Source organism: Nocardioides convexus (genome assembly GCF_011090295.1).
The window spans coordinates 3,763,205-3,787,359 of sequence record NZ_JAAMYA010000001.1; the positions used below are offsets into that span (position 1 = coordinate 3,763,205).

33 protein-coding genes and 6 pseudogenes are annotated in these 24,155 nt (G+C 72.2%); 21 read left to right on the forward strand and 18 right to left on the reverse strand.

Annotated features, from left to right (window positions below; translation table 11 throughout):
• Positions 1–68: 68 nt before the first annotated feature.
• Both G5V59_RS28055 and G5V59_RS28060 read left to right on the forward strand, forming a co-directional pair.
• The gene (locus G5V59_RS28055) at positions 69–248 is read left to right on the forward strand and encodes a hypothetical protein (protein WP_278258691.1); all 180 of its coding nucleotides are present in this window, start codon (positions 69–71) and stop codon (positions 246–248) included.
• A 41-nt stretch (positions 249–289) separates the two neighbouring features.
• Complete coding sequence (locus G5V59_RS28060; RefSeq protein WP_278258692.1) at positions 290–724, forward strand: CatB-related O-acetyltransferase; 435 nt, start codon at positions 290–292, stop codon at positions 722–724.
• An 81-nt stretch (positions 725–805) separates the two neighbouring features.
• Here G5V59_RS28060 and G5V59_RS28065 read toward each other — a convergent pair whose 3' ends face one another.
• The 5 genes and pseudogenes from G5V59_RS28065 to G5V59_RS28085 form a co-directional block, all read right to left on the reverse strand.
• Positions 806–1,222 (reverse strand): GDP-mannose 4,6-dehydratase, encoded by a 417-nt coding sequence (locus G5V59_RS28065; RefSeq protein WP_341351321.1) that lies wholly within the window; start codon positions 1,220–1,222, stop codon positions 806–808.
• 55 nt (positions 1,223–1,277) lie between these two features.
• Positions 1,278–1,358, reverse strand: a pseudogene (locus tag G5V59_RS28070) (GDP-mannose 4,6-dehydratase); the annotation flags it as partial.
• A gap of 70 nt (positions 1,359–1,428) precedes the next feature.
• Positions 1,429–1,527 (reverse strand): annotated as a pseudogene (locus tag G5V59_RS28075) (GDP-mannose 4,6-dehydratase); the annotation flags it as partial.
• 85 nt (positions 1,528–1,612) lie between these two features.
• Positions 1,613–1,741, reverse strand: a pseudogene (locus tag G5V59_RS28080) (GDP-mannose 4,6-dehydratase); the annotation flags it as partial.
• Between the two features lie 429 nt (positions 1,742–2,170).
• Positions 2,171–2,518 (reverse strand): hypothetical protein, encoded by a 348-nt coding sequence (locus G5V59_RS28085; RefSeq protein WP_278258693.1) that lies wholly within the window; start codon positions 2,516–2,518, stop codon positions 2,171–2,173.
• A gap of 146 nt (positions 2,519–2,664) precedes the next feature.
• Here G5V59_RS28085 and G5V59_RS28090 point away from each other — a divergent pair, with 146 nt between their 5' ends.
• The 4 genes from G5V59_RS28090 (at position 2,665) to G5V59_RS28105 (ending at position 4,491) form a co-directional block, all read left to right on the forward strand.
• Positions 2,665–3,267, forward strand: coding sequence for a class I SAM-dependent methyltransferase (locus G5V59_RS28090; protein WP_278258694.1), 603 nt, complete (start codon positions 2,665–2,667; stop codon positions 3,265–3,267).
• Positions 3,234–3,485 carry a hypothetical protein gene (locus G5V59_RS28095; protein WP_278258695.1) on the forward strand — a complete coding sequence of 84 codons (252 nt, stop codon included), beginning with the start codon at positions 3,234–3,236 and terminating at the stop codon, positions 3,483–3,485. The genes G5V59_RS28090 and G5V59_RS28095 overlap by 34 nt, the downstream gene beginning before the upstream one ends.
• 83 nt (positions 3,486–3,568) lie before the next feature.
• Positions 3,569–3,793, forward strand: coding sequence for a hypothetical protein (locus tag G5V59_RS28100; protein WP_278258696.1), 225 nt, complete (start codon positions 3,569–3,571; stop codon positions 3,791–3,793).
• Entirely contained in the window at positions 3,790–4,491 is a 702-nt protein-coding gene (locus tag G5V59_RS28105; RefSeq protein ID WP_278258697.1) for an SDR family oxidoreductase, read from the forward strand. The genes G5V59_RS28100 and G5V59_RS28105 overlap by 4 nt, the downstream gene beginning before the upstream one ends.
• Positions 4,492–4,650: 159 nt before the next feature.
• Here G5V59_RS28105 and G5V59_RS28110 read toward each other — a convergent pair whose 3' ends face one another.
• On the reverse strand, positions 4,651–5,532 hold the full coding sequence (locus G5V59_RS28110) for a TylF/MycF/NovP-related O-methyltransferase (protein WP_278260106.1): 882 nt from the start codon (positions 5,530–5,532) through the stop codon (positions 4,651–4,653).
• 268 nt (positions 5,533–5,800) lie between these two features.
• On the opposite strand from G5V59_RS28110, the gene G5V59_RS28115 reads away from it, so the two are divergent.
• Entirely contained in the window at positions 5,801–6,481 is a 681-nt protein-coding gene (locus tag G5V59_RS28115) for a class I SAM-dependent methyltransferase (RefSeq protein WP_341351322.1), read from the forward strand.
• 39 nt (positions 6,482–6,520) lie between these two features.
• Here the strand turns inward: G5V59_RS28115 and G5V59_RS28120 are convergent, their stop codons facing one another.
• From G5V59_RS28120 to G5V59_RS28130, 3 genes are all read right to left on the reverse strand, one after another.
• Positions 6,521–6,730, reverse strand: a complete 210-nt coding sequence (locus G5V59_RS28120; RefSeq protein ID WP_278258698.1) for a hypothetical protein — start codon at positions 6,728–6,730, stop codon at positions 6,521–6,523.
• Between the two features lie 357 nt (positions 6,731–7,087).
• Positions 7,088–7,570: a hypothetical protein gene (locus G5V59_RS28125; protein ID WP_278258699.1), complete on the reverse strand. Its 483-nt coding sequence runs from the start codon at positions 7,568–7,570 to the stop codon at positions 7,088–7,090.
• Positions 7,548–7,916, reverse strand: coding sequence for a Wzz/FepE/Etk N-terminal domain-containing protein (locus G5V59_RS28130; protein WP_278258700.1), 369 nt, complete (start codon positions 7,914–7,916; stop codon positions 7,548–7,550). The genes G5V59_RS28125 and G5V59_RS28130 overlap by 23 nt, the downstream gene beginning before the upstream one ends.
• Before the next feature lie 259 nt (positions 7,917–8,175).
• On the opposite strand from G5V59_RS28130, the gene G5V59_RS28135 reads away from it, so the two are divergent.
• The 7 genes and pseudogenes from G5V59_RS28135 (at position 8,176) to G5V59_RS37860 (ending at position 12,332) form a co-directional block, all read left to right on the forward strand.
• Positions 8,176–9,618, forward strand: a complete 1,443-nt coding sequence (locus G5V59_RS28135) for a DUF4012 domain-containing protein (RefSeq protein WP_278258701.1) — start codon at positions 8,176–8,178, stop codon at positions 9,616–9,618.
• Positions 9,581–9,895, forward strand: coding sequence for a hypothetical protein (locus G5V59_RS28140; RefSeq protein WP_278258702.1), 315 nt, complete (start codon positions 9,581–9,583; stop codon positions 9,893–9,895). The genes G5V59_RS28135 and G5V59_RS28140 overlap by 38 nt, the downstream gene beginning before the upstream one ends.
• A 300-nt stretch (positions 9,896–10,195) precedes the next feature.
• Positions 10,196–11,049: pseudogene (locus G5V59_RS37850) on the forward strand (sulfurtransferase).
• A 3-nt stretch (positions 11,050–11,052) separates the two neighbouring features.
• Positions 11,053–11,361: a DUF1416 domain-containing protein gene (locus G5V59_RS28155; RefSeq protein ID WP_278258703.1), complete on the forward strand. Its 309-nt coding sequence runs from the start codon at positions 11,053–11,055 to the stop codon at positions 11,359–11,361.
• A 312-nt stretch (positions 11,362–11,673) separates the two neighbouring features.
• Positions 11,674–11,775 (forward strand): annotated as a pseudogene (locus G5V59_RS28160) (thioredoxin); the annotation flags it as partial.
• Positions 11,776–11,884: 109 nt separating this feature from the next.
• Positions 11,885–12,043 (forward strand): annotated as a pseudogene (locus G5V59_RS37855) (DUF4395 family protein); the annotation flags it as partial.
• 76 nt (positions 12,044–12,119) lie between these two features.
• Complete coding sequence (locus tag G5V59_RS37860; RefSeq protein ID WP_341351323.1) at positions 12,120–12,332, forward strand: DUF4395 family protein; 213 nt, start codon at positions 12,120–12,122, stop codon at positions 12,330–12,332.
• Positions 12,333–12,398: 66 nt separating this feature from the next.
• Here G5V59_RS37860 and G5V59_RS28170 read toward each other — a convergent pair whose 3' ends face one another.
• Positions 12,399–13,721: an MFS transporter gene (locus G5V59_RS28170; RefSeq protein WP_278258704.1), complete on the reverse strand. Its 1,323-nt coding sequence runs from the start codon at positions 13,719–13,721 to the stop codon at positions 12,399–12,401.
• Between the two features lie 62 nt (positions 13,722–13,783).
• Between G5V59_RS28170 and G5V59_RS28175 the strand changes: the two genes are divergently transcribed.
• Both G5V59_RS28175 and G5V59_RS28180 read left to right on the forward strand, forming a co-directional pair.
• Positions 13,784–14,149 (forward strand): helix-turn-helix domain-containing protein, encoded by a 366-nt coding sequence (locus G5V59_RS28175; RefSeq protein WP_278258705.1) that lies wholly within the window; start codon positions 13,784–13,786, stop codon positions 14,147–14,149.
• Positions 14,146–14,415 carry a TetR/AcrR family transcriptional regulator C-terminal domain-containing protein gene (locus G5V59_RS28180; RefSeq protein ID WP_278258706.1) on the forward strand — a complete coding sequence of 90 codons (270 nt, stop codon included), beginning with the start codon at positions 14,146–14,148 and terminating at the stop codon, positions 14,413–14,415. Before G5V59_RS28175 ends, G5V59_RS28180 begins: the two co-directional genes overlap by 4 nt.
• 83 nt (positions 14,416–14,498) lie before the next feature.
• On the opposite strand, the gene dtd is transcribed toward G5V59_RS28180, so the two are convergent.
• From dtd to G5V59_RS28200, 4 genes are all read right to left on the reverse strand, one after another.
• Entirely contained in the window at positions 14,499–14,927 is a 429-nt protein-coding gene (gene dtd / locus G5V59_RS28185) for a D-aminoacyl-tRNA deacylase (RefSeq protein ID WP_278258707.1), read from the reverse strand.
• 18 nt (positions 14,928–14,945) lie between these two features.
• On the reverse strand, positions 14,946–15,119 hold the full coding sequence (locus G5V59_RS28190; protein WP_278258708.1) for a hypothetical protein: 174 nt from the start codon (positions 15,117–15,119) through the stop codon (positions 14,946–14,948).
• Positions 15,065–15,793 (reverse strand): methyltransferase domain-containing protein, encoded by a 729-nt coding sequence (locus G5V59_RS28195; RefSeq protein WP_278258709.1) that lies wholly within the window; start codon positions 15,791–15,793, stop codon positions 15,065–15,067. Before G5V59_RS28195 ends, G5V59_RS28190 begins: the two co-directional genes overlap by 55 nt.
• A 221-nt stretch (positions 15,794–16,014) precedes the next feature.
• Positions 16,015–16,377, reverse strand: coding sequence for a DsrE family protein (locus tag G5V59_RS28200; protein WP_278258710.1), 363 nt, complete (start codon positions 16,375–16,377; stop codon positions 16,015–16,017).
• Between the two features lie 43 nt (positions 16,378–16,420).
• Here G5V59_RS28200 and G5V59_RS28205 point away from each other — a divergent pair, with 43 nt between their 5' ends.
• From G5V59_RS28205 to G5V59_RS28215, 3 genes are read left to right on the forward strand one after another with little or no spacing between them, the layout of a single operon-like run.
• Positions 16,421–17,113, forward strand: coding sequence for a PqqD family protein (locus G5V59_RS28205; protein ID WP_278258711.1), 693 nt, complete (start codon positions 16,421–16,423; stop codon positions 17,111–17,113).
• Positions 17,110–17,442, forward strand: a complete 333-nt coding sequence (locus G5V59_RS28210; protein WP_278258712.1) for a hypothetical protein — start codon at positions 17,110–17,112, stop codon at positions 17,440–17,442. The genes G5V59_RS28205 and G5V59_RS28210 overlap by 4 nt, the downstream gene beginning before the upstream one ends.
• Positions 17,439–17,945, forward strand: coding sequence for a hypothetical protein (locus tag G5V59_RS28215; RefSeq protein ID WP_278258713.1), 507 nt, complete (start codon positions 17,439–17,441; stop codon positions 17,943–17,945). The genes G5V59_RS28210 and G5V59_RS28215 overlap by 4 nt, the downstream gene beginning before the upstream one ends.
• Here G5V59_RS28215 and G5V59_RS28220 read toward each other — a convergent pair.
• The 4 genes from G5V59_RS28220 to G5V59_RS28235 all read right to left on the reverse strand — a co-directional run bounded on the left by G5V59_RS28220 (position 17,942) and on the right by G5V59_RS28235 (position 22,691).
• Positions 17,942–19,528: an asparagine synthase-related protein gene (locus tag G5V59_RS28220; protein WP_278258714.1), complete on the reverse strand. Its 1,587-nt coding sequence runs from the start codon at positions 19,526–19,528 to the stop codon at positions 17,942–17,944. The genes G5V59_RS28215 and G5V59_RS28220 overlap by 4 nt on opposite strands.
• A 106-nt stretch (positions 19,529–19,634) precedes the next feature.
• Positions 19,635–19,778, reverse strand: a complete 144-nt coding sequence (locus tag G5V59_RS28225; RefSeq protein WP_278258715.1) for a hypothetical protein — start codon at positions 19,776–19,778, stop codon at positions 19,635–19,637.
• Positions 19,779–19,899: 121 nt separating this feature from the next.
• Positions 19,900–21,171 (reverse strand): ATP-binding cassette domain-containing protein, encoded by a 1,272-nt coding sequence (locus tag G5V59_RS28230; protein WP_278258716.1) that lies wholly within the window; start codon positions 21,169–21,171, stop codon positions 19,900–19,902.
• Positions 21,123–22,691 (reverse strand): hypothetical protein, encoded by a 1,569-nt coding sequence (locus G5V59_RS28235; protein ID WP_278258717.1) that lies wholly within the window; start codon positions 22,689–22,691, stop codon positions 21,123–21,125. The genes G5V59_RS28230 and G5V59_RS28235 overlap by 49 nt, the downstream gene beginning before the upstream one ends.
• A gap of 152 nt (positions 22,692–22,843) precedes the next feature.
• Here G5V59_RS28235 and G5V59_RS28240 point away from each other — a divergent pair, with 152 nt between their 5' ends.
• Both G5V59_RS28240 and G5V59_RS37865 read left to right on the forward strand, forming a co-directional pair.
• Complete coding sequence (locus G5V59_RS28240) at positions 22,844–23,236, forward strand: FABP family protein (RefSeq protein ID WP_341351052.1); 393 nt, start codon at positions 22,844–22,846, stop codon at positions 23,234–23,236.
• Positions 23,229–24,086, forward strand: coding sequence for an adenylyltransferase/cytidyltransferase family protein (locus tag G5V59_RS37865; RefSeq protein ID WP_341351053.1), 858 nt, complete (start codon positions 23,229–23,231; stop codon positions 24,084–24,086). Before G5V59_RS28240 ends, G5V59_RS37865 begins: the two co-directional genes overlap by 8 nt.
• The last annotated feature ends 69 nt before the right edge of the window (positions 24,087–24,155 follow it).

A 24,155-nucleotide genomic window follows, 5' to 3' on the forward strand; every position in this document is an offset into this window, starting at 1 on the left:
CACCCCCGAAGTCGGAAGGTCGTCGCGATTCCCTCCGCATCGGCCCGGCGGTGCGCAAGGATGGAGCCATGGTGATGTACCTGCTCCGGTGGCTGAAGTTCAACCTCCTGCGCCTGCACGACGCGATCATCGGCCCGAACCAGGCCGTCGCGGCGCGGCTGAAGCGGATGGGCCGGCTCGAGATCGGCGACCACTCCTACGCCATCCCGACGATCAAGTTCTACGAGCACGACAACACCAAAGCCTGACCATCGGCAAGTACAGCCCGGTCTCGGAGACCGCGATCGTGATGCTCGGCGGCGAGCACCCGAACAACACCGTCAGCCACTTCCCGTTCCGGATCCACTGGGGCATGCCCGGGGCCACCAAGGACGGCAACCCGGTGCCGTCGGCGGACACCTGGATCGGCTCCGACGTGGTCGTCTACCAGCGCGCCTTCATCCGCAGCGGGGTGAGGATCGGGCACGGCGCGGTCGTCGCGGCCAACGCCATCGTGACCAAGGACGTCCCGCCGTACGCCATCGTCGGCGGCAACCCGGCACGGGTGATCCGCTACCGGGCCACCGAGGAGCAGATCACCGCGCTGCTCGACATCGCCTGGTGGGACTGGCCCGACGAGGAGGTCAAGGCCGCGGTCCCGCTGCTGACGACCGACGACATCGACGGCTTCATCGCCTACGCCCGCGAGCGCCAGGCTGCCGGCAAGGTGCCGGTCCGCTCCTGACGGGGCGTGCAGGAATCCCCGCTTAACCGGGGATTCCTACGGTTCTGGACGGTTGCAACGGTCAAGAACCGTAGGAAGACGTCAAGAACCCACCGGGGGGGCCGCGGCTCGGCGGCGCTCACTCCGAGCGGTTGCGGACCAGCCGGCCGAGCCTGCTCGATGTCGGCGTCGACCATGAGCCTGGGCGAGCGCCTTGGCGTCGGTCCTGGCTTCCCAGCCGAGCACGTCGCGCGCCTTGGACGCGTCCCCGATCAGCGCGTCGACCTCGGTCGGGCGCTCGTAGGACTTGTCGTAGCGCACGTGCTCCTCCCAGTCCAGGCCGGCGTGGGAGAAGGCTTCCTGGCAGAACTCGCGCACCGTCGTACCGATCCCGGTGGCGAGGACGTAGTCCTGCGGCTCGTCGTGCTGCAGCATCCGCCACATGCCCTCGACGTACTCCGGTGCATAGCCCCAGTCGCGGACCGCGTCCAGGTTGCCGAGGTCGAGGTGGTCGGTGATGCCGAGCCTTGATCGAGGCGACGCCGAGGGTGATCTTGCGGGTCACGAAGGACTCGCCGCGGCGCGGGGACTCGTGGTTGAACAGGATGCCGGAGACGGCGAAGAGGTCGTAGGCCTCGCGGTAGTTGACCGTCACCCAGTGCGAGTAGAGCCTTCGCGGCGCCGTACGGCGAGCGGGGGTAGAACACCGTGTTCTCGCCCTGTGGCGGCGGGGTCGCGCCGAACATCTCCGAGGTCGAGGCCTGGTAGAACCGGCAGTCGATGCCCGAGGCCCGGATGGCCTCCAGCAGGCGCAAGGTGCCCACGGCGTCGGTGGACGCGGTGTACTCCGGCAGGCTCGAAGGAGACCTTCACGTGGCTCTGCGCGCCGAGGTTGTAGACCTCGTGCGGCTCGATCGCGTGCACCAGGTTCACCAGGCTGACCCCGTCGGTGAGGTCGCCGTAGTGCAGGTGGAGGTTCTCGGTGCCGGCCAGGTGGTCGATCCGCGCCCGGTTGAGGGTGGAGTGGCGCCGGACCAGCCCGTGGACCTCGTAGCCCTTGCTGAGGAGGAGCCTCGGCGAGGTACGAACCGTCCTGGCCGGTGATGCCGGTGATGAGCGCGCGCTTCATGGGCGGTGAGCCTAGTGGGCCGAGGGCCGGTTGCGCCGGGAGATCAGGACTTGGCCAGCCAGCGTCGTACCTCGGCCTCGATCTGGGCCTGCCGCCCCTCGCGGTGGAAGAAGGCCAGCCGCTCCGGCAGGCTCGCGCACCGCCTCGGCGGGGTTGCCGCGGTAGAGGGTCAGGCTCGGCCTTGAGCCTGGTCGCGACGACCGAGCCGGCCGAGATGATCGAGCGCGCGGGCACGTTCGTGCCGCTCTGCAGCGTGCAGCCGGACATCAGCACGCCGTAGTCGCCGAGGGTGACCTTGCTGCTGCCGAACCGGTCGTTCACCAGGTTCAGGTTGTGGGTCAGGATCGCGGAGCGGAAGCCGGCGATCGCGGCCTGCTTGCCCAGACTCGATCCGGTCGGTGACGTCGAGCTCGTGCGCGGTGGTGATGATGGCGTACTCGCCCATGACCAGCGACGGGTCGCGCTTGGGGTCCGGGTAGAGCCCGGAGGAGGACGGCACGCCGATGATCCAGTTCCGGGAGGAGATGTTGGCGCCCTCGGCCATCCGCAGGCTCGTCGAGGCCCCGGATCACGTTGAGCGGCCCGATCTGGGCGCCCGGGCCCATGGTGACCTTGCCGGCCAGGACCAGGCTCCGCCCGATGTGCGCCGTCGGGTGGATCTCCCAGCCGAGCACACGGTTGGCCACGGCGTGCTTGAGCCGCTGGGGGAGGAAGATCAGGAGCAGTGCGGCAACTCGCCTCATGGAGACCCTCGGGAAGTGGTTGGATTCGGCGGGGGAGTCTATCGATCTTTGAAGGGACCAGCATGGGAACCAGCGACGCCGGGCCGTCCGTGAGCCACCAGCCCGACGCCCACTACGACCGGGTCCACGAGGCCTGGCGCCTGATCCTGGGCGAGGAGTTCCACTACGGCTACTTCCGGCCCGAGGGCATCGGTCTCGCCGACGCCGCCGCCGCGCTCACCGCGCAGATGCTGGCGCGGGCCGAGATCCAGCCCGGGGAGCGGGTGCTCGACATCGGCTGCGGCACCGGCCACCAGTCGTGCAAAGTCGGCCGCGGAGCACGGCGCGCAGGTCCTCGGCATCACCACGAGCGGCACCGGCGTGGCCGCCGCGACCGCCCTCGCCGCCTCGCGCGGGCTCGACGGCGCCCGCTTCGAGCAGCGCGACGGCACCGACAACGGCCTGCCCGACGCCAGCCTTCGACGTGGCCTGGGCGCTGGAGTCCTCGCACCTTATGCGCGAGCGCAAGGCGCTGCTGTCGGAGTGCGCACGCGTGCTCGTCCCCGGCGGCCGGCTGGTCCTCTGCGACATCATCAGCCGCCGCAAGATCCCCTTCCTCGAGGTCCGCGAGCGGCGCGACGAGTTCGCCCTCCTCCGGGCCGTCTACGGCGACGCGCACATGCTGCCGCTGGAGGAGTACGCCGCGATGCTGACCGAGGTCGGCCTCACCGTGGACGACCTCACCGACATCAGTGACGAGACGCTGCCGACGTTCGCGGCGTGGCGTGCCAACTGCGACGAGCACGCCGAGGACATCACCCGGCTGATCGGCGCCGACGGGCTGGACGAGTACGTCCGCTCGACCGAGGTGCTCGAGGCGTTCTGGAACGACCGCACCTTCGGGTACGGCATCCTGAAGGCCACCAAGTGAGCGATCATCGTGACCTGACCCGGCCCGCCGCGTTGGGTGGGTGACCTCAACCGTGTCGAAAGGATTCGAAGTGACCGTGGACCGTGCCCGGGCAGTCATCGTGGAGTTCCTCCAGCGCGCCAACAAGGAGTACGGCGAGCCTGACCGATGACCTCAGCCTGTACGGCGGCGGGTTGGACTCGACTCCCTGGAGGCCGCCGAGCCTGTCGGCCGTCCTGGAGGACGAGTTCGGCTCGGACCCGTTCTCGACCAGCGACGTGCTTCCCGAGACCGTGGGCGAGGTCCTGGCGTTCTACAACGCCGCATGACGGCGCCGATCGAGGCGCGCGTCGCCCTCGTCACCGGCGGCAGCCGCGGGCTGGGTGCGGGCATCGTCGAGGACCTGCTCGCGCAGGGCTACGCCGTCGCCACCTGCTCCCGCTCGCGCACCGACCAGGTGGACGCGTGGGAGAAGGAGTTCCCCGACCGGTTCTCCTTCCAGACCGCGGACGTCTCGGTCGAGGCCGACGCGACCCGCTACGTCAAGGACGTCGTGCAGCGCTGGGGCCGGATCGACGTCCTCGTCAACAACGCGGGCGTCGCGGGCGAGGGCATGATCGCGCTCACCGACGACGGCATGATCGACCGCGTCGTGGACCTCAACATCAAGGGCACGCTCTACGTCACCCGCACCGCGAGCCGCACCATGCTCGCCCGCCGCAGCGGCGCGATCGTCAACATCTCCTCGGTGGTCGGCCTGTCCGGCTACCGCGGGCTGTCGGTCTACAGCGCCACCAAGGCGGCGCTGGACGGGATGACCCGGGCACTGGCCCGGGAGCCTGGGCTCCCGCGGGATCACCGTCAACAGCGTCGCGCCGGGCTACCTGCGCACCGAGATGAGCCACGGCCTCGACGAGGACCAGGCTCAAGCAGATCGAGCGCCGTACGCCGCTCGGGCGGCTCGGTGACGCCCAGGACGTCGCCCGCGTGGTGTCCTTCCTGGTCTCGCCGGACAACAAGTTCATGACCGGCCAGGTGCTGGTCGTGGACGGCGGCCTCACCAGCCTGAGGCGCGCAGCTCCAGAACGCAGCACGAAGGGCCCGGGTCGACCGACCCGGGCCCTTCGGCGTACGCGATGCGGGGTGGTTCTTGACGTTTTCCTACGGTTCTTGACCGTTGCGACGGTCAAGAACCGTAGGAATCCCCGGGTAACCGGGGATTCCTGCACGTCCCGTCAGGCGGTCTTGCGCCAGTAGGCGCCGTTGCCGTCCACGTCGACGATCTCGTCGGTGATGCCGTGCTGCTCGCGGTAGTCGTGCACCGCCCTGCCGGCCTGGTCGGGCAGCGTGCCGTAGTCGTCGATGATGCAGAAGCCGCCGACCGACGAGCCTTCGGGTAGAGCGCGTCGAGGGCCTGGATCGTCGACTCGTAGAGGTCGCCGTCGAGGCGGATCAGGGCGTACTGCTCGGCCGGGGCGGTGGGCAGGGTGTCCTTGAACCAGCCGACGAGGAACTTCACCTGGTCGTCCAGCAGGCCGTAGCGCTCGAAGTTGTGGCGCACCGCGGCCTCGCCGACCGACAGGCCGGTCTGCAGGTAGAAGGTGTCGCCCTGGTCGGCCGGGAAGTCCTTCACGTTCGGGGCCGGGAGACCCTGGAAGGAGTCGGCCAGCCACACGGTGCGCTTGGTGTCGCCCCAGGCCTTGAGGTTGGCGCGCATGAAGATGCAGGCGCCACCGCGCCACACGCCGGTCTCGATGAGGTCGCCGGGGACGTCGTCCTCGATGATCGCGGAGATCGCGTCCTGGATGTTCTGCATCCGCTTGAGGCCGATCATCGACTCCGAGCGGGCCGGCCAGTCGCTGCCGGTCTCGCGCAGGGCGGGGTCGTAGGGCTTCTTGTAGGCGATCTCGAAGCCGAACCGCTGGGCGAGCGAGCCGGCCGCGTTGGCCGCCTTCTTCTTCAGGGACGGCGATCCGGCCGTCCGCACCCCGCCCAGGATCGAGTCGTTGTCCTCCATCAGAGCACCGGTCAGGGTGCGCTTCATCAGGTCGAGGTAGAGCTCGCGCAGGCTCGTCGGGGGTCGTCGTCACCGGGCGAAGATAGCAGGGGTTCTCGCCCCAAATCCGGCGTCGGCGAATATTGTCTGGACCGCCCCGCGATCCCTTTTCCGCGGTGGCCGAAAGGGCGCATGGGAATGGACAACCAGCCGGAGATCCAGCAGGACCGGGCCAGCGAGGAGGTCGCGGGCCTGCGAGCGCAGACTCTACCCCGAGGTCGAGGCCGGGGGCTTCACCCGGTACGACGGCTTCGTCGAGTTCTACTCGCGGGTCAACGCACTGCTCGACGAGTCGAGCGTGGTGCTCGACTTCGGAGCGGGGCGGGGCGCGTGGCAGTTCGAGCCGCTGGCGCCGTACCACCGCAAGCTGCGCGCGATCGACCAGTGGGTCGAGCGGGTGGTCGGCGTCGACGTGGACCCGGTGGTGCTGGAGAACGAGTCGCTGGCCGAGGCCAGGCTGATCGAGCCCGGCGCCCCGATCCCGTACGACGACGAGACCTTCGACGTCGTGATCGCCGACTACGTGCTGGAGCACGTGGGCCGCGAGGACGCGCAGGTCGTCGCCGACGAGGTGATGCGGGTGCTCAAGCCCGGCGGCTGGTTCGCGGCCCGGACACCGAACAAGTGGGGCATCATCGGCCTCGGCGCACGGGCAGTCCCCAACGACCTGCACACGCGCGTGCTGACCAGGCTGCAGCCCGGCCGCAAGGCCGAGGACGTCTTCCCGGTCCGCTACACGATGAACACCCGCAAGGACCTGGAACGGCTGTTCTCCGCGCACGAGCCTGGTGCTCTACGGGCACGCCTCCGAGCCGACGTACTTCGGCTCGGCCAAGCCGGCCTGGCGCGCCGCCCAGGCTCGCCGACCGGCTCACGCCGCCGCGCTTCGCGCCGACCTGGATGGTGTTCGTCCGCAAGGCCTGAGCCCCGGCGCAACGGCGAAGGGGCGGGAGATCGATGATCTCCCGCCCCTTCGTGCGTCTGTTGTGCCCGGCCGGCCTCAGGCCCGGCGGCGCCCGCCGGAGGAGCCCTTGCCGCGTCCGGTCGGCGCGGTCTCCTCGTAGTAGTAGTAGTAATACGAGCCGACGGCGCGCTTGGCGACCATGTTGACCACGACGCCGTAGAGGCGGGCGCCGACCTGGTTGAGGCGGTTGATGGCCTCGTTGACCTGGTCCTTGGTGGTCTTGGCGTGGCGCACGACGATGATCACGCCGTCCGCCAGCCTTGGCCAGCACCGAGGCGTCGGCGACCGGCAGCAGCGGCGGGGCGTCGATGATGACCATGTCGTACGACGAGCGCAGCCGCCGGATCAGGTCGTGGGTGATCTTCGACTGCAGGATCTCGGTCGGGTTCGGCGGCTTCGCGCCGCTGGCGAGCACGTGCAGGCCGCTGGCCTCGTGCACCTGGATGGCGTCGTGGATCTCGGTCTTGCCGACGAGCGCGGTGGTGAGGCCGATCGCCGGGTCGAGGCCGAGGGTGGTGGCGACCCGGGGGCGGCGCAGGTCGGCGTCGATGATCAGCGTGTTGCGGCCGGTCTGGGCGAGCGCGACGGCGAGGTTGGTCGACGTCATCGTCTTGCCCTCGCCCGGCACTGCGCTGCTGATGACGAGGCAGCGCGGCTGGTGGTCGAGGTCGATGAACTGCAGGTTCGTGCGCAGCAGGCGGAAGGCCTCGGTGCGTGCGGCGAAGCCGCCCAGGTCGGTGAGCAGCGGCGCCGAGCGGATGTCGTTGTCGAAGCCGATGCTGGCCAGGACCGGGGAGTCGGTGAGACTCGCCGACGTGGTCCGCGGTGCGGATCGTGCGGTCGAGCAGGCTCGCGGGTGACCGCGAGACCGATGCCCAGGAGCAGGCCGATGAGCGCGGCGACGACCAGGTTGAGCAGCACCGTCGGGCTGACCTGGCTGGGGTTGTACGTCGCCTCGTCGGTCTTCTTGACCAGCACGGTGTTGTCCGAGCCGGTCACCTGCTCGAGGTTCTGGATGTAGTCCGCGAACTGCGAGACCGTGACGTTGGCGATCTTCTGCGCCTCACGGGCGTTCTCGTCCTGCACCTTCAGACTCGATGAGCGAGGTGCCCTCGACGACCTCGGCGGCGATCCGCGAGGCGAGCTTCTCCGGGCTCATCTCGAAGCCGCCGGCGTCGATGATGATGCCGGCGAGCTCGGTGCTCTTGGCGATCTGCGCGTAGGTCGCGGCCCGCTGGGTGATCGCGAGGTTGGCGGCGTAGGAGTCTGTCGTGTTGCGGACGTCGACGGTCAGGAGCACCTGTGCCTTCGACTCGTACATCGGCGTACGGGTGAACGTGAGCGCCGAGGCGACACCGAGCGCGAGCGCCATGATGAGCAGGACGCTCAACCAGCGACGGCGCAGCACGACCAGAAACTGCTTGAAGTCCAAGACCCAACCCTTGCTGTCGGTACCGTGTGCCACGGACAAGTGAGGTGATCCTAGTCAACACCACCGGGCTTCCGTGGCGGAGGGCGCAAACCCGTGCAGGGCGCGTTGCCCATGCCTGAGGTACGCCGCCGCCGGCGCTCCACCCCGACCCGGCGCCTGGTCCGGCGGCTGAGGGAGCCTGCGCACGGAGCATCCGCGCCGTCTGGTCCTCGGCGGCCTCGGCGTCGTCGTCCTGCTCGCGCTCGCCTGGTCGGCGTGGGTGGTCCGGGCGGCGAGCAGCGACCTCGCCGACGTCCGGGAGAGCGCCACCGTGATGCGCGCCGCCCTGGTCCGGGCGGACGCCGACGGCGCCCGCCGCGCGATGGCGCGCTACCAGGAGGCCGCGGCATCGGCGCACGACCACACCTCCGGGCCGACCTGGAAGGTGTTCGAGGCCGTGCCCTTCCTCGGCGACGACGCCGAGGGCATCGCCACGGCCGCCGACGTGCTCGACGAGATCGGCCGCGACGGCCTGCCGCCGATCGCGGACGCCGCGGAGCCTGGTCACCGCCGACACCTTCCAGCCGGTGGACGGGCGCTTCCCTGTGGACCGCATCGCGGCGATGGTGCGGCCCGCCGAGCAGAGCGAGCGCGCCTTCGACGACGCCGGCAAGAAGCTCGCCGCCGTCGACACCGACAGACTTCCTCGGCCCGGTCCGGGAGCAGTTCGGCAAGGCTCGACGAGTCTGGTCACCGACGCGCGCGCGACGCTCGGCTCGACGTACCGGGCGGCGCGGATGATCCCGCGGATGATGGGCACCGACCGGCCCCGCTACTACCTGATGGTCATGCAGAACAACGCGGAGCCTGCGCAGCGGCGGCGGGCTGCCGGGTGCCCTGTCGCTGGTGCGGATGCAGGACGGCAAGGTCGACATCGTCGAGCAGGCGGACATGTCCGAGCCTGGGCCGTGACACCCGCCCGGTGGTCACCCTGACGCCGGAGGAGAACCGGATCTTCGGCCGGATCCTCGGCCTGGCGGCGGTGGACGCCACGCTCACCCCGGACTTCCAGCGCTCGGCCGACATCATCCGGGCGCGCTGGGAGCGGGAGATGGGCGGTCGTCTGGACGGCATGTTCTTCGTCGACCCGGTGGCCGTGTCCTACCTGCTGCGGGGCACGGGGACGGTCGCCGTGCCGGGTTACGTCCCGGTCGACGCCGCGAACGTCGTCCAGGCGGTCGAGAACGAGATCTACCGGCTCACCAACGACCGCTCGATCCAGTCCGACTACCAGCAGGCCGTCGCCAAGGCCGTGTTCGACGCCTTCGCGGCCGGGCGCGGGAACACCGCCGAGTCGATCCGTGGGCTGGTGACGGCGGTGCAGGAGGGCCGGATCCGGATGCACGAGCTTCGAGCCGGAGAACCAGGCCGAGATCGCCGGCACGGCGATCGCCGGGGAGTTCTCCGACCAGGCGAGCAACGACCCCGGCGTCGGGATCTACCTCAACGACGGTGGCCCGACGAAGATGCAGTACTACCTCAAGTACGACGCCACCGTGATCCCGCGCTCCTGCGTCGGCGACCGCCAGGTGCTGGGCGGCTCGATCGACTTCCAGAGCGACACCCCGCCCGACGTCCGCGCCCTGCCGCCCTCGATCACCGGCGCCGGGTACCCCGACCAGCGGGTGTCGCCGGGGGACCAAACTGCTCGTGGTCTACGTGACCTCGCCGGTGGGCGGCGAGATCGACGAGTTTGTCGATCGACGGGCAGCGGGTCGCCAGGCCCGTCGTCGAGAGCCTCGCCGGGCGGCAGGCTGGCCCGGGTGGGGCTCACCTTCGAGCCGCAGTCGCGGCACCGCATCGAGTTCGTGATGAAGGCCGGTGCCGGGCAGACCGGCGACGTACGGCTCTCGGTCACGCCCGGCGCCTCGCCCGGCAGCCCGAACCGCACGGTCGCCAGGCTCCTGCACGGTCCGCTGAGGCGCCGCCTCCACGCTTGATCTCACATTCTGGACAAGCGTCTCGCTATTCGAGAGACCGAATGGGATCGGCCGGGATTGCCGCCTAGGCTCTTGCCCATGTCGACGACCCTGCTGCTGACCAAGCGGCGCGCGGTGGACAACTGCCGCGTCGACTCGGCGCTGTGTCGACCCTGCTGACGGGTCTCTGATCCGGCGTTCCGCCGTCTCCCCGTCGCCTCCGCGGCGCTTCCGCGCCCAGGCCTCGTCCTGTGCGCTCTCGCGCTGCCTCGGCAGCAGCCGTACGAAACCCACCACCACCGCGCAAGTAAGGAAGTCTCCATGAGTCGCGAGAACTCGCTCGTCTCCACCCAGTGGGCCGAGGACAACATCGACACCCCCGGCGTCGTCATCATCGAGGTCGACGAGGACACCACGGCCTACGACAAGGGCCACATCAAGGGCGCCATCAAGCTCGACTGGACCACCGACCTGCAGGACCAGGTCCGCCGTGACTTCGTCAACAAGGAGCAGTTCGAGGCCCTGCTGTCCTCGCGCGGTGTCTCCAACGACGACACCGTCGTCCTCTACGGCGGCAACAACAACTGGTTCGCGGCCTACGCCTACTGGTACTTCAAGGCTCTACGGCCACCAGGACGTCAAGCCTCATCGACGGTGGCCGCAAGAAGTGGGAGCTCGACAGCCGCGAGCCTGACCGACGAGGTCCCCACCCGCCCGGAGACCAGCTTACGTCGCCCAGGAGCAGGACCGCTCGATCCGCGCCTTCCGCGACGACGTGGTCGCCGCGATCGGCAGCCAGAACCTGGTGGACGTGCGCAGCCCCGACGAGTACGCCGGACGGCTCCTCGCCCCGGCCCACCTCCCGCAGGAGCAGTCGCAGCGCGCCGGTCACATCCCGACCTCGGTCAACGTCCCGTGGAGCAAGAACGCCAACGACGACGGCACGTTCAAGTCGGAGGAGGAGCTCAAGGCGCTCTATGACGAGGTCGGCTTCGACGAGGACAAGGACACCATCGCGCTGTGCCGCATCGGTGAGCGCTCCTCGCTGACCTGGTTCGTGCTGCAGGAGTCTGCTCGGCAAGAAGAACGTCAAGAACTACGACGGCTCGTGGACCGAGTACGGCTCGCTCGTCGGCGTCCCGATCGCCCTCGGCGACGAGCCCGGGGAGGCCTGAGCCATGTGCGGTGCAACGGTGGGAGGTCTCTCCCTCGACGGCGTCAACGTCGCCAAGGAGGCGGTGATCCAGGGCCAGGTCGTGCGCGGCCAGGGCGAGGACGCCACCCCGGTCTCGGGCGCCTACGTCCGGCTGCTCGACAAGTCCGGTGAGTTCACCGCCGAGGTCCCCACCTCGGCGACCGGCCACTTCCGCTTCTTCGCGGGCGACGGCCAGTGGACCCTGCGGACGCTGGCCCCCAAGGCCGACCCGGTCGACCGCGCCGTGCAGGCGCAGACCGGCTCGGTCGCCGAGGTCCAGATCTCGATCTGAGGCTCTGATGCGCGCCGACGGCGGTTCTCGGAATCCGGGGGCCGCCGTCGGCGTTGAAGGACGGACGTGACCACCGGACTCCTCATCCTCGTGCTGGCCGTCGTCGTGGCGGTCGGCTTCGGGCTGTACCGCAGGCGCGTCGACGGCCGCTTCGCCGGTGCGCCGACGGAGGAGGCGCTGGCCGAGGAGGCGTTGGCCGAGGAGACCGCCTGGACCTCGGTCGCGGTCGCCCTCCCCGACGCGGCGCTGGGGGAGCGGGCCACGCTGGTGCAGTTCTCCAGCGCCTTCTGCGCTCCCTGCCGCACCACGCGGGTGGTGCTCGCCGACGTCGCCGAGCGGTACGACGGCGTGGCCCACGTCGAGATCGACGCCGAGCAGCACCTCGACCTCGTCCGCTCGCTCGACGTGCGTCGTACGCCGACCACGTTGATCCTCGACGGCGGTGGCCGCGAGGTCACCCGCGCCGCCGGCGCCCCCGCCGCGAGCAGGTGCTCGCCGCCCTGCCCCTCTCCCAGGAGTCCCGATGACCAGCACCTCCGGAATCGACCCGCGCGGCCCGCGCTTCACCGCCACGGTGACCCTCGTCGTCTTCGCGGTCGCCCTGCTGCTCTCCGACGCCGCACCCACCGCGGCCGCGGTGATCACCGGCGTGCAGGCCGTGCTCTTCGCGATCGGCGCCGGGCTCGGGGTGCAGAAGACCCCGACCGGCCTCTTCTTCCGCTCGGTGGTCCGGCCGCGGCTCACCCCGCCGGCCGAGCCTGGAGGACCCCGCCCCGCCGCGCTTCGCCCAGGCGGTCGGCCCGGTCTTCGCCGTCGTGGCGACGATCGGCTTCGCCACCGGCGCGATCCTGCTCGGCCAGGTCTTCGCCGGCTTCGCCTTCGTCGCGGCCTTCCTCAACGCGGTCTTCGCGTTCTGCCTGGGCTGCGAGATGTACCTGCTGGGCGCGCGGCTGCGCGGTCGCCCGGCCTGACTCACTGTGCCGCCGGCCGGCCCGGCAGCAGGCGGGAGGCGAGCGCGATCAGCGCCGCGACGGCCGTCAGGCAGAGGAACGCGTGACGGAAGTCGGCGGGGTGTCCGTCGCCGACGATCGACTCGGCGAGGGTGGCTCCGGCGGACGCACCGAGCCTGGGTCAGCAGGAACAGCGCAGACGTGCCGTGCGCGATCCTCGCGGCGGGCAGGGACCGGTAGATGCTGGCGAAGGTGGGAGCCGCCGTGGTGCCGAAGGCCATGCCGGCCAGCACCAGCACGGCCAGCACGACGGGCACCGGCCCGTGCGGCAGCACGGCCGCGGCGAGGGCCAACAGGGCGGTCAGCAGGGCGGCGCCGCTCGAGACGAGCACCTTCGGGCCGAGAGCGTCGGAGAGCCGTGCGGCCTGCGGCATGGTGACGAGCAGGCCGATGCCGACGGCCGCGACGAACACCCCGGCCCGGGCCCCGCTGAAGCGGTGGAGCGTGTGGGCGTAGGTCGTGAGCACGATCAGCAGCGAGAACATCGTGAAGCCGACGAGCGGCATGATCACCGTGGTCGCCCGGAACTCGGCGAACGCGAACAGGCGGGTGTCGATCACCGGCTCCCGGGTCGTGGACCGGGACCGCACGAGTGCCCCCGCGACGAGCACCGTCCCGACGACGGCGATGATCGCGATCTGCCACCCCGCCATCGATGATCCGACCCGGTTGAGGGCGAACAGCACGGCGACGAACCCGAGGGGCAGCAGCACCAGACCGACCAGGTCGGGGCGGGTCCGCTCGCTCTCGGGTGCGGAGACGGGGGCCTCGGGCGGCAGTGTCCGTCGACCGAGGACGAGCAGGACGACGCCGATCGGCACGTTGACCGCGAACACCAGGCGCCACCACGATCCGGTCGAGGCCGCGGAGCCGAGCAGCGGGCCCGCGACCGGCGCCACGTTGATGATCAGGGCGAACCACCCGGTCACCCGGCCGATGAGAGTGGGGGGGTGCCGTGGCTGCGGCGAGGGCGGTCGCGGCCGGCTCGACGAGACCGCCACCGAAGCCCTGGACGACCCGGAACGCCACGAGGCTGCCGAGACTCCACGCTGCGGCGCTCATGGCCGATCCGAGGAGGAAGGCGATCAGCCCGGCGAAGAACACCGCCCGGACGCCGAGCCGCCCGCCGAGCCAGCCGACGAGCGACTGGGTGACACCGGCGGCGAGGAGGTAGCCGACCGTCACCCAGACCACGGCGTCGGGTCCGGCGTCGAACTGTCGTTGCAGTGCACCGAGGTTGGCCGCGACCACCGAGCCGTCGAGGATCGCGACGAAGGCGGTGGCGGCGAGAACGACGACGAGGACGACCTGCTGGCGGGTGAGGCTCGCCTGGTCGGTTGCTACTGGCATGGCAAATACAATGAACTAAACGGTGTAGTAAAGTCAATGAACCCGGCGAGTATGGTGGTGCCATGGCTCTCGCTCCTCCCTCCCGGGCATCGCGGAACAAGCGCGAGCAGATCCTGGAGGCGGCCGAGAGACTGTTCGCGGCGGCGGGTTACGAGCGGGTCAGCGTCGACGCGATCGCAGCCGAGTCGGGGGTCTCCAAGCCGACCGTCTACAGCCACTTCGGCGGCAAGGAGGGCCTTTACCGGGCCTCCCTGGCGCGCGCCGCGTTGGCGATGAACCAGCGCTTCGCCCGGGTGCTGCCGGGGATCACCGCGTCGGCTCAGTGGCGCGACGCGCTGACGACGGCCGGCGTCTCCCTGGTGCAGTGCCAGCGAAGCCCCGAGTCGATCGCCCTGTCCCGCCAGCCTGCAGACCGAGTCGCTGCGTGACCCGAGCCTTGGTCCGCGAGGTCTGGGCGGAGTCGGCCACGCCGCTGCTCGACGGGCTCGCCGGCCGGCTCGCGATCCTCGCCAACGCCGGTCACCTCGAGATCGAGGACCCCGACCTCGCCGCACGCCACTTCCTGGCGCTGATCAGCGCGGAGATGCAGGAGATCACCCTGCTCGGCACCGTGCCCGGCGACGACGCGGCGGTGGAGCGGTCCGTGGTCGCCGGGGTCGACGCGTTCGTCCGCGCCTACCGGCCCGCCGGCTGAGCCTCACGCGCGTCGGCGATGTCCGCACCGCCCTCGGCGGGCTGGAGGCCCATCTCGTCGCGGACGTCCGTCGGGCCGGGGGCTCAGGGCGACTCCAGCAGGACCGTGAACGGGCCGTCGTTCACCGACGCGACGGCCATGTCGGCTCCGAAGACGCCGCGCTCGACGGGCGTCCCGGCCTCCTCGAGCGCGGCGCAGACGGCGTCGTACAGCGGCTCGCTGACGGGGCCGGGCGCGGCGGCGGTCCAGGTCGGTCGCCGGCCCTTGCGGGCGTCGCCGTACAGGGTGAACTGGGAGACGACGAGCACCGGGGCGCCGGCGTCGGCGACCGAGCGCTCCTCGGGCAGGATCCGCAGGTCGCGGATCTTGCGGGCCATCCAGGCCACCTCGGCCGGTCCGTCGTCGTGGGTGATCCCGAGGTAGACCAGCAGGCCTGGTACGTCGAGCGCGCCGACGACGGAGCCGTCGACGACGACCGAGGCGGAGGTGACTCGCTGGAGGACGGCGCGCATGGGCGCCATCCTGCCGGGTCAGCCGGCCTCGGCGACCCCGGGTGCCTGCTCGGTGCCCACCGCCACGGCCGGCGCGAGCGTGCCGGGCTTGCGGGCGTAGGCCTCGAGCACGATCCGCGGCGCCCAGCCGCGGTCGATCAGCCGGTCGGCGGCGAGGCCGGCGCCGCGCGCCGCGCGGGCGGGGACGCCCATCGAGGCGAGGTAGGCGCCGGAGTTGAGGGAGTAGCGGGCGCGCGGGATGACCTCGACGTCGACGAAACCGACCGCGTGCAGGGCCGTGACCATCGACTCGGCGGTGTGCAGGTGCCAGTGGTGCGGGGCGAGCCGGCGGTCCGCCCAGTGCGAGAGCCGGCCGCCCGAGGCCGAGACTCAGCGCGATGGCGGCGCTGTCGACCCGGGTCCGCCGCGGCGTCTGCAGGAAGAGCGTCCCGCCCGGGTTGAGCAGGTCGAAGGAGCCTCTGCAGCAGCGCCTCCGGGTCGGCGACGTGGGCCAGCACGCACCACATCGTGACCGCGTCGTGCCCGGGCACGTCCAGCGCGGACAGGTCGCCGAGGTCCACCGGTACGCCGTAGGACCGCTCGGCGAGGTGCACGTTGGCCTCGATCAGGTCGTTGCCGCGCACCTGGTAGCCGCGCTCGCCGGCGACGGAGAGGAACTGGCCGTCACCGGTGCCGATGTCGTAGAGGGTGCGGTTCCGCGGGCCGCCGTCGAGGCGGGCGCCGAGCTCGTCGAGCACCTCGACCTGCGCGGCCTCCGCGGCGTGGCTGCGTTTGCTGGCCACCCAGGCCGCACGCTCCTCGACGCTGATGTCGTCGAGCCCGACGGTGTCGGGCAGGACCAGGTCCGCCCGGTCGGACCAGCCCACCAGGCCGCAGGACCGGCAGCGGAAGTTCTTCCGCCCGGTCCGCCGCGAGGGGCGGTAGTTCTTCAGGTTCTGCGAGCCACAAAGCCTGGGCATGCGGTGACGGACATCGCCGGTGGAGCCTCCGGACCGCCGTGGCGTTGTCGGAAGGGGGGATGCACGGCGGTGTGAGCACACCCTAAGCCGATCTCCGGGGCCGATGCGCCCCGTCCCGAGGAAAATCCTCAGTAGACGAGGGCCTGCACGCCCTCGGCCAGCGCCTCCTCGACGAAGACCGCGGCCCCCGCGATCCGTACGCCGGGCAGCAGGTCCGCCTCGCCCAGCGAGCGTCGAGCCGCGCACTGCGCGCACACGGTGACCGTGCCCGTCGCGAGGACGGTCTCCAGCAGGTCGGGCAGCGGCGTGGCCAGGGGCAGCGCGAGCTCCGCCGCGCGTCCGGGCACCGCCAGCCAGGACGCCTCGCCGGTGAGCCACAGCGAGACCGGGACTCCGGACGCGGCCGCCGTACCGGCGACGGTGAAGCCCTGGTTGCAGCGCTCCGGCTCGTCCACGCCGCAGGTCACCTTCACCACGAGTCCACGCGCCATGCGGCGAGCGTACGGGAGTGCGCCGTTGTGCCACCCTGGGCCCGTGGTCAGGCTCCGGCACCGTCTGCGCGTCGTGGAGGCGCTGGCCCTGGTGCTGCTCGCGCGGGTTCTCCGCCGCCACGTCCCGATGCGTCGCTGGGCGCCGCTGCTCGGCCCGAGCGGGCCGGCCGCGACCCCGCCGGTGCTCGGCCGGCTGAGCGGCACGGAGGCCCGGGTCGCGGTCGCGCTGCGCTCGGCGACCGCGCGGACCGGCGCGAACTGCCTGGAGCAGGCGGTCGCCGCGAGCCTTGATGATGCGGGTACGACGCCGCCCCGGCACGGTCGTGATCGGGCTCGACGCGCGCCGGCCCGCGGCGGTGCCGCACGCCTGGTTCGTGGGCCGCTCGGGGCTGGTCGTGACCGGGGAGGACGTGATGGACGGCTTCCGCCCGGCATCGCAGTTCGGACCGCTATCCTCGCGGCCATGAGCTCCCCCCCGCTCCGTCGCGCGTACCTCCGGTGTCGTCGAGGCGCAGTTCGACGAGGTCCGGGTGCTGCTCAACGCGGAGCCTGGAGTACCTCGGTCTCGACACCGTCGGCCAGCGGGTCTGGGACCTGCTCGCCGAGCCGAGCGACCTGGACGAGCCTGGTGGCCATGCTGACCGCGGAGTACGACGTCAGCGCCGAGCAGTGCCGCACCGATGTCGCCCGCTTCCTCGAGGCGCTCGAGGAGCACGGCCTGGTCGTCCGGGGATGATCCTCGGCCCACCCGGACTGACCCGGCAGGTCCTCGACGTACCGGTCGAGGAGGGCACCGCCCCCGAGCCGTGGGACGCGCCGGTCGCCGAACCGCCGTACTTGTGGGCCGATGAGGACCAGTTTGCTCTTCCGTGCGCTCGGCTCCGCGGTGCACGTGCGGGCCGACCGTGTCCTGCTGGACACGCCCGACGCGGCACAGCGGGCCACCATGGACTGGCTGCTCTACGCGACCGCGACCCGGGCGCTGCTGTCGCTGCGGCACCGGTTCAACCTGCACGGCGGGCTCGTGGTGGCGCCGGACGGCCGTGCCTGGGCGCTGCTCGGTGAGTCGACCGCCGGCAAGTCGACCACCGCCGTGGAGCCTGGTACGACGCGGCTGGACCCTCGCGAGCGACGACATCGCCGAGGTGGTGCCCGGCCCGGACGGCCCACGGGCCCTGCCGGTCGCCCGTCCGCTGCACCTCTCCGACCCCGCTGCCCGGGCACTCGGCGGCGACGTCGAGCAGGGCCGCTGGCTGCCCCAGCGCGACAAGCGGGCCTACGACGCACCCGCCGACCTGACCCCGCGCCCGCTCGCCGGGATGGTGATCCTCACCGAGCGGGCCGGTGCCGGGGAGGTCGCCGCCCGCGAGGTCCCCGGGCTGGAGGCGCTGCCGGTGCTGGCCTGGTCCGCGGACCGCTACGGCATCTGCCGGCTGCCCGCCCACCGGGCCGCCTTCCACGAGTGGACGACCTGGCTGGCGCGTGCCGTGCCGCTGTGGCACGTCGAGCGCCCGGAGGGCCGGGACACCGTCGGCGAGGTGGCCGACGTGGTGGCGGGGCTGGCCTAGCGCCCGAGCACCTCGTCCTCGTACCAGACCGCGAAGTGGCCGTAGGAGAACGCCCGGCCGTGCACGCCGTGCCAGTGCACGGCTCGCAGCGGGTCGGACAGGTCCGGGCCGAGCGAGCGCTCCAGGGCGTCGAGGTCGACGAACTGCGGCACGGTGGGGGAGGCGCGGAACCGGTCGAGCAGGTCGCGGTAGTCCTGCTCGTGGCCTCGCACCACCTCGGCGATGTCGGCGCCCTGGCTGCCGTAGGTGCGGCGCAGCCGCACCGGGTCGGGCAGCAGCCCGGTGGTGGCGGCCCGGGCCAGGCCGCGGGACCGGCCGCCGGTCAGCCAGGCCTCCTCGGGCAGCCGCGCGGCCAGCGCGAGGAGCGCCGGGTCGGAGAGGGGATCGCTGACCCAGACGGTGTCGGACATGTGCTGGGCCATGTCGATGCGGGAGTCGTCGCCGAGGAGCATCGTCAGCCAGTCCGCGCGGGTGGGCGGGGCGGTGGCGAGCCGTGCCCACGCGGCGAGGTCCGCGCGCGCGGCGTCGCTGAGCGCCGCGGTGACCAGCGGCAGGTCGTGCGGTCCGGGACCGTCCGCCGGCGTCGTGCCACGCAGCCGGGTGAGCAGCCGCGGCGGCAGCACGTCGCGCAGCACCTCCCGGCCGGCGCGCCGCAGGGCGAGCCCCTCGGCGTGCCGGCGGCGTACCTCGCGCAGGAGGGCGGGCCATGCGTGCTCCGCCGCGAGCCCGCGGACGATGCCCTGGCGCGGCCGGGAGAAGGTCGCGTTGCCGGCGGTGCCGGTGAGCAGCAGGCCGTGCCCCCGGGCCTCGGTACGACGCACGATCTCGTTGAGCCACGCCTGGTTGGCCGGGTTGCCGGACGGGTGCCAGGTGCGCTCGTGGAACCAGGCCTCGGCCTGCACCGGCCGGACCCGCGCGGTGTTGACGACGTCGGCCTGGCGGATGCCGGGGACGGCGGCCACGAGCGCGCGGACGTAGGGGCTGTCGTCCGGCTCCCAGGCCGGGTGCTCGTCCACCGCACCGGGTAGCGGGACGTGGGTGAGCGCGTCGATCCAGCGGCCCTGCGGCTGCAGGATCGCGGCCGCGGTGGCGGTGACGGTCGTGGAGTCGAGGCCGCCGGAGAGGGTGGCGCCGACGTCCCCGGTCGAGGGCAGGGAGGCGGCGACGGCCTCGGCGATCGTGCTGCGGACCAGGTCCGGCGCGGTGCGCAGGAGGGCCGGGTCCGGCTCGGTCGCCGGCGCGAACCACCGCCGGACGGCCGGTGCTTGCCCGGGCGCCCAGGCGAGCGCGTGACCGAGCGGGAGCCGGGAGACCCCGGTGAAGACGGTGGTGTCCGGGGCGTCGTAGAGCGCGACGAGGTCGGCGAGCTTTGCCGACGTCCAGGGGCGGCGGCACCCCGAGCGCACCGACGAGTCTCGCGGGGACGGGTGCCGACGAGGAGGCTGTCGCCGTCGACGGCGTAGAGCGCGGCCTGCTCCCAGCGGGGACTGGTCGCGACGAGGACCGAGCCGTCCGGACGGCTCCAGGCCACGGCGAAGCCCTGCCGCACGGGCACCGGACCCGTCAGGTCCCGGCGCAGCCATGTGTGGAGAGCAGCACGATCGACCGGGCCGGGCCCGGTGTGCAACGAGATCCCGTCACCGAGATCGGACCAACGCCCGACCAGCCGCACGCGGGCGGCTCCGGACGTCACGCGCGGCGCGTCAGCCTGCCGAGTCTGATCTGCTTCCGGTTGGAGGTGCCGTCAGCGACCGTGCCGATGAGGCTGCCCTGAGCGTCCTTCGCGGCGCTCAACGGCGCGACGGTGGGCGCAACCCACGTCTTCTTCTCCATCGCCACATCTCCCTCATTGTGTCGGTTCCCGAGCATCCTATGAGACATCATGGCCGGGCGGAACCGATGGTTGCAATCCGGACGGCATGACGATCCGATAACGGCCCAACCGTCCCACAGGTCACGGCGTGTCGACTTGTGAATCTCCCGTGACCCGGATCACCACGTCCGCCACGGCCGTGACGCCGGCGCGGTGGGTGGCCAGGACGACCGTCGCGCCACCGGCCCGGATCGCCTCCAGCACGCGCCGCTCGGTCTCCTCGTCCAGCGCGCTGGTCGCCTCGTCGAGCACCAGCAGGTGCGGGTGCCGGACCAGGGCCCGGGCGATGCAGACCCGCTGCTGCTCACCACCGGAGAGCCTGGGCGACGTCGTGGAGCACCGTGTCGAGGCCCTCCGGCAGCCGGCGTACGGCGTCCGCGACGCAGGCGGTCTCCAGCACCTGCCACGAGCTCGGCGTCCGTGACCTCGCGCCCGGCGGCCCAGGTCAGGTTCGCCCGCACGCTGCCCGGCACGAGCACCGCGAGCCTGGGGGACATAGGCCAGGCCGGCCCGCCACACCGAGGGCGGCGGCAGCGGCCGGCCGTCCGCGAGCACCGCCCCCGCGGACGGCGTGAGCAGGCCGAGGAGGCAGTCGAGCAGGGTGGACTTGCCCGACCCGCTCGGGCCGACCACCGCGGCCAGGGCCCCTGCTGGGACGGTGGCGTCGAGGCCGCGCAGGGCCGGCTGGTCGCCGTACCCGGCGGTGAGGGCGGTGACCGTCAGCGCGGGCGGGGCCGCGACCGGACTGACGGCGGAGGGGTCGCCGGCCGGCTCGGCGTGGGCGCGCGCGGAGGCGGCGATCTCGGAGATCGCGTCGATCGCGGGGGCGTCGTGGGCGAAGGCCTGGGCGCCCTGCACCGACGTGCGGGCCAGCGCCATCGCGCGGTTCATCACCACGGCCAGGGTGATCGACTCGGCCACCCCGAGGTCCAGCGCCCGGCCCGCGAGCACCAGCGCGAGCGCGGCGACGACCCCCACGACGCTGAGCACGGACTGGTAGCCGGCGGTCGACTCGACGTAGCGGCGCTCGATCCCGCGGCTCGCGGCGGCGCTGTCGCGCAGCAGGTCGATCCAGCGCCCCGCGGCGTCGTGCGCGCGGACCAGGCGCAGCGAGGACAGCGAGTCGGTGACGGCGGCGCCGAACAGGGTGCTGCGGTGGAAGCCCTCCACGCCAAGGTCCACGCTGCGCCGTACGACGCGGCGGCTGACCAGCGCCACCACGGCCAGCACGACGATCGCGGTGCCGCCGAGGACGGGGGAGATCCACAGCGCCGCGACCACCGTCGCGCCGAGCGTCACCGCGCTCACCGCCGTGTGCAGCAGCAGCGCGAGTGCCGCCTCGAAGCGCTCCATCTGGGTCGTCGTCGCCTGGACGACGTCGCTCGTGCGCTGCCGGGCGAGGAAGGGCCACTCGGCGTGCAGCAGGCTCGCCCAGCGCGCCGAGCCGGACCCGGTCCGCGGTGCGCATCTGGATGCTCGTGCCCTGGACCGCCGTCAGCCACCCGCAGCCGGCCCGCAGCAGGGCCACGACCAGCAGCGCGCCGACCGCGAGCGGGGCGTCCACCTCCAGGTGCAGCCGTGGCAGGTCGACCGCACCGGCGCCGGCGAGCACCTGCACCAGCGGCACGAGCAGCAGCAGCGCCCCCGCCTCCAGCACCGCGCTCGCGAGCAGGGTGAGCCTGGAAGAGCAGCAGCGCGCGAGGGCCGCAGGCATCGGCCGCGGCGGCCAGGTAGGCGCGGGCGCGGGAGGTCATCGCAGGCTCCCCCAGCCGGCCGACGGTACGACGCGCGCGGCGCCCCAGCCCGACCGCGATCGCCCGTGCCGCGGTCGGCTCGGCGACCTCCGCCAGCCTGCTGCGGGGGAGCAGCGCGGTGATCGCGGTGGCGACGAGGTCGCGCGGGCTGTGGCTGGCGGCGAGCGCCCAGGTGACGTACCGGCCGACCTGGTCGCCGGGGTGGCGCCGGGCGTTGATCTCGCGCGCCTGGAGCGAGAGGGCGCGGGGCAGGCCGGCGCGGGTGGTGCGGAAGCCCGGCGTACCAGGTGGGAGGCCGGTGGTCGCGGCGACCACGCTGAGGCTGGCCCGGTCGAGCCGGTCCGGCCTGGCGGGCCAGGCGCGCGGGTCGCGCGCCAGGCGGTGCACGTCGACCAGGCTGCGCAGGGTGTCCCAGCCGTCGCGGGCGCTGTGCCGCAGGGCCTGGTGCAGGGCGTCGGCCGGGGCGAGGGTCGCGACCGTGACCGGCCCGAGGTCGGCGTACGCGCGCCGCGACCAGAGACTCGGCGAAGCCCGGTGCGCCGTCCTGGGTGGTGTCCAGGCGCCAGTGCAGGTCCACGACCGCGTCGCGGCCGGCGAGGGAGAGCTCGTTGCCGTGGCGCAGGCTGGTGCCGCCAGCTCCAGGACGCCCGGTCCACGGTGCTGCCCGCCCGGCAGGTCCAGCCCGCGGTGAGCAGGCGGTCCAGCGCGGGTTCCACGTCCGTCGGGGCGACGAGGAGGTCCACGTCGCCGCTGCCGCGGGCGGTCGGGTCCCCGGTGGTCTGCACCGCGAGCGCAGGACCCTTGAGCACGAGGTGGTCGATGCCGGCCAGCAGGCCGTCGAGCCGGCGGATCGTGACGATCCGCGCCATCGCCGTACGACGGTCCTCGTCGCGCAGCGCGCCCAGGCTCCGCCGCCACCGGCCCGGGCAGGTCCAGGCTCCTTCGCCCGTCCCGCCAGCAGGATCTCCACCCGGTGCCGCACGGCCGCGTCGAGGAAGTCGTCGGCCGGAACCGCGCCGCGCCACTGCCAGCCCACGGACGCGCCGGCCTCGGCGGCGAGCGCGGCACGCACCGCGCGCCGTAGGCTCGGACACGGCGGCGGGGGTCAGCACGGGCCACAGTCTGCCGCAGCGGCGCCGCGCAGCCGCCGGAACTAGACTTCCACCTCGTGGCCTTCGAACTCCCCGACAACCTGCACCCCGACTGCGGACCCATCGCCTGGATGCTCGGCACGTGGCGCGGCAACGGCCACGGTGACTACCCGACGATCGATGCCTTCCAGTTCGGCCAGGAGCCTGATCTTCACCCACGACGGGCGCCCGTTCTTCCACTACATGGCGCGCTCGTGGATCGTCGACGAGAACAACGAGAAGGTCCGCGACGCGGCCATCGAGACCGGCTTCATCCGCGCCGTCGGCGACGGGAAGTTCGAGATCCTGCTGACCCACAACACCGGCATCGCGGAGATCTGGGAGGGCACGGCCGACAACGGCAAGTTCGAGTGGACGACGGACGCCGTCGCCCGCACCGAGACCGCCAAGGAGTACGTCGCCGGCAAGCGTCTCTACGGCAACGTCGAGGGCGACCTGCTCTACGCCTTCGACATGGCTGCGATGGGCCAGGCCCTGCAGCCGCACCTCTGGGCGAGGCTCAAGCGTGCCTGAGGAGACCGACTGGCGGGCAGCCCTGCGCGACCGGGGCTACCGGCTCACGCCGCAGCGCGAGCCGATCCTCGCCGCCGTGGACGAGCTCGGCCACGCCACCCCGGACGAGGTGCTGGCGAAGGTCCAGGAGACCGCGAGCACGGTCAACGCCTCGACCGTCTACCGGACGCTGGAGGTGCTGGAGGAGGCTCGGCCTGGTGCGGCACGCGCACCTCTCGGACCGCGCTCCGACGTACCACTCGGTGCGGGGGCACGAGCACTTCCACCTGGTCTGCCGAGGGTGCCACGCGGTCACCTCGGTCGATGCCGCCGAGGCCGCACCGTTCGTGGAGGTGCTGCGCGCCCAGGGCTTCGCGCCCGATCTCGGGCACCTGACCGTCTTCGGCCGCTGCGCCGACTGCGAGGGAGGACCCCGATGACCACCGTGCTCACCTACGGCACCTTCGATCTCTTCCACATCGGCCACCTGCGGCTGATCGAGCGGCTCGCCGCTATGGGCGACCGGCTGATCGTCGGTGTCTCCACCGACGAGTTCAACGCCGGCAAGGGCAAGCGCTCCGTCGTGTCGTACGACGACCGCGCGGCCATCGTGCAGTCGATCAAGGGCGTCGACCTGGTCCTCCCCGAGCGGAGCCTGGGAGCAGAAGCGCGCCGACATCGTCGAGCACGGCGTGGACGTCTTCGTGATGGGCGACGACTGGGCCGGGAAGTTCGACGAGTCTCTCCGACGTTTGCGAGGTGCGGTACCTGCCTCGGACCTCGGGTGTCTCGAGCACGGAGATCAAGGAGATGCTCCGTACCCTGGACCCCGTGCACATCGAGGAGATGCAGACCGCGCTCGGCACCCTGACCCGCCTCCTCGAGCACTACCGGGACCTCACATGACCTCACCTCTTCTCCAGGCTCCCCGGCGCCGTCG

Coding starts and splice junctions, on each gene's coding strand:
- G5V59_RS28055 (WP_278258691.1), top strand. CDS start 69: ATGGTGATGTACCTGCTCCGGTGGCTGAAGTTCAACCTCCTGCGCCTG.
- G5V59_RS28200 (WP_278258710.1), bottom strand. CDS start 16,377: ATGGCGCGTGGACTCGTGGTGAAGGTGACCTGCGGCGTGGACGAGCCG.
- G5V59_RS28230 (WP_278258716.1), bottom strand. CDS start 21,171: ATGGAGCGCTTCGAGGCGGCACTCGCGCTGCTGCTGCACACGGCGGTG.
- G5V59_RS28155 (WP_278258703.1), top strand. CDS start 11,053: ATGTGCGGTGCAACGGTGGGAGGTCTCTCCCTCGACGGCGTCAACGTC.
- dtd (WP_278258707.1), bottom strand. CDS start 14,927: ATGCGCGCCGTCCTCCAGCGAGTCACCTCCGCCTCGGTCGTCGTCGAC.
- G5V59_RS28240 (WP_341351052.1), top strand. CDS start 22,844: ATGCCTTCCAGTTCGGCCAGGAGCCTGATCTTCACCCACGACGGGCGC.
- G5V59_RS28175 (WP_278258705.1), top strand. CDS start 13,784: ATGGCTCTCGCTCCTCCCTCCCGGGCATCGCGGAACAAGCGCGAGCAG.
- G5V59_RS28210 (WP_278258712.1), top strand. CDS start 17,110: ATGATCCTCGGCCCACCCGGACTGACCCGGCAGGTCCTCGACGTACCG.
- G5V59_RS28190 (WP_278258708.1), bottom strand. CDS start 15,119: ATGGGCGTCCCCGCCCGCGCGGCGCGCGGCGCCGGCCTCGCCGCCGAC.
- G5V59_RS28220 (WP_278258714.1), bottom strand. CDS start 19,528: ATGGCTGCGCCGGGACCTGACGGGTCCGGTGCCCGTGCGGCAGGGCTT.
- G5V59_RS28095 (WP_278258695.1), top strand. CDS start 3,234: ATGCTGCCGCTGGAGGAGTACGCCGCGATGCTGACCGAGGTCGGCCTC.
- G5V59_RS28170 (WP_278258704.1), bottom strand. CDS start 13,721: ATGCCAGTAGCAACCGACCAGGCGAGCCTCACCCGCCAGCAGGTCGTC.
- G5V59_RS28225 (WP_278258715.1), bottom strand. CDS start 19,778: ATGGAGAAGAAGACGTGGGTTGCGCCCACCGTCGCGCCGTTGAGCGCC.
- G5V59_RS28060 (WP_278258692.1), top strand. CDS start 290: ATGCTCGGCGGCGAGCACCCGAACAACACCGTCAGCCACTTCCCGTTC.
- G5V59_RS28105 (WP_278258697.1), top strand. CDS start 3,790: ATGACGGCGCCGATCGAGGCGCGCGTCGCCCTCGTCACCGGCGGCAGC.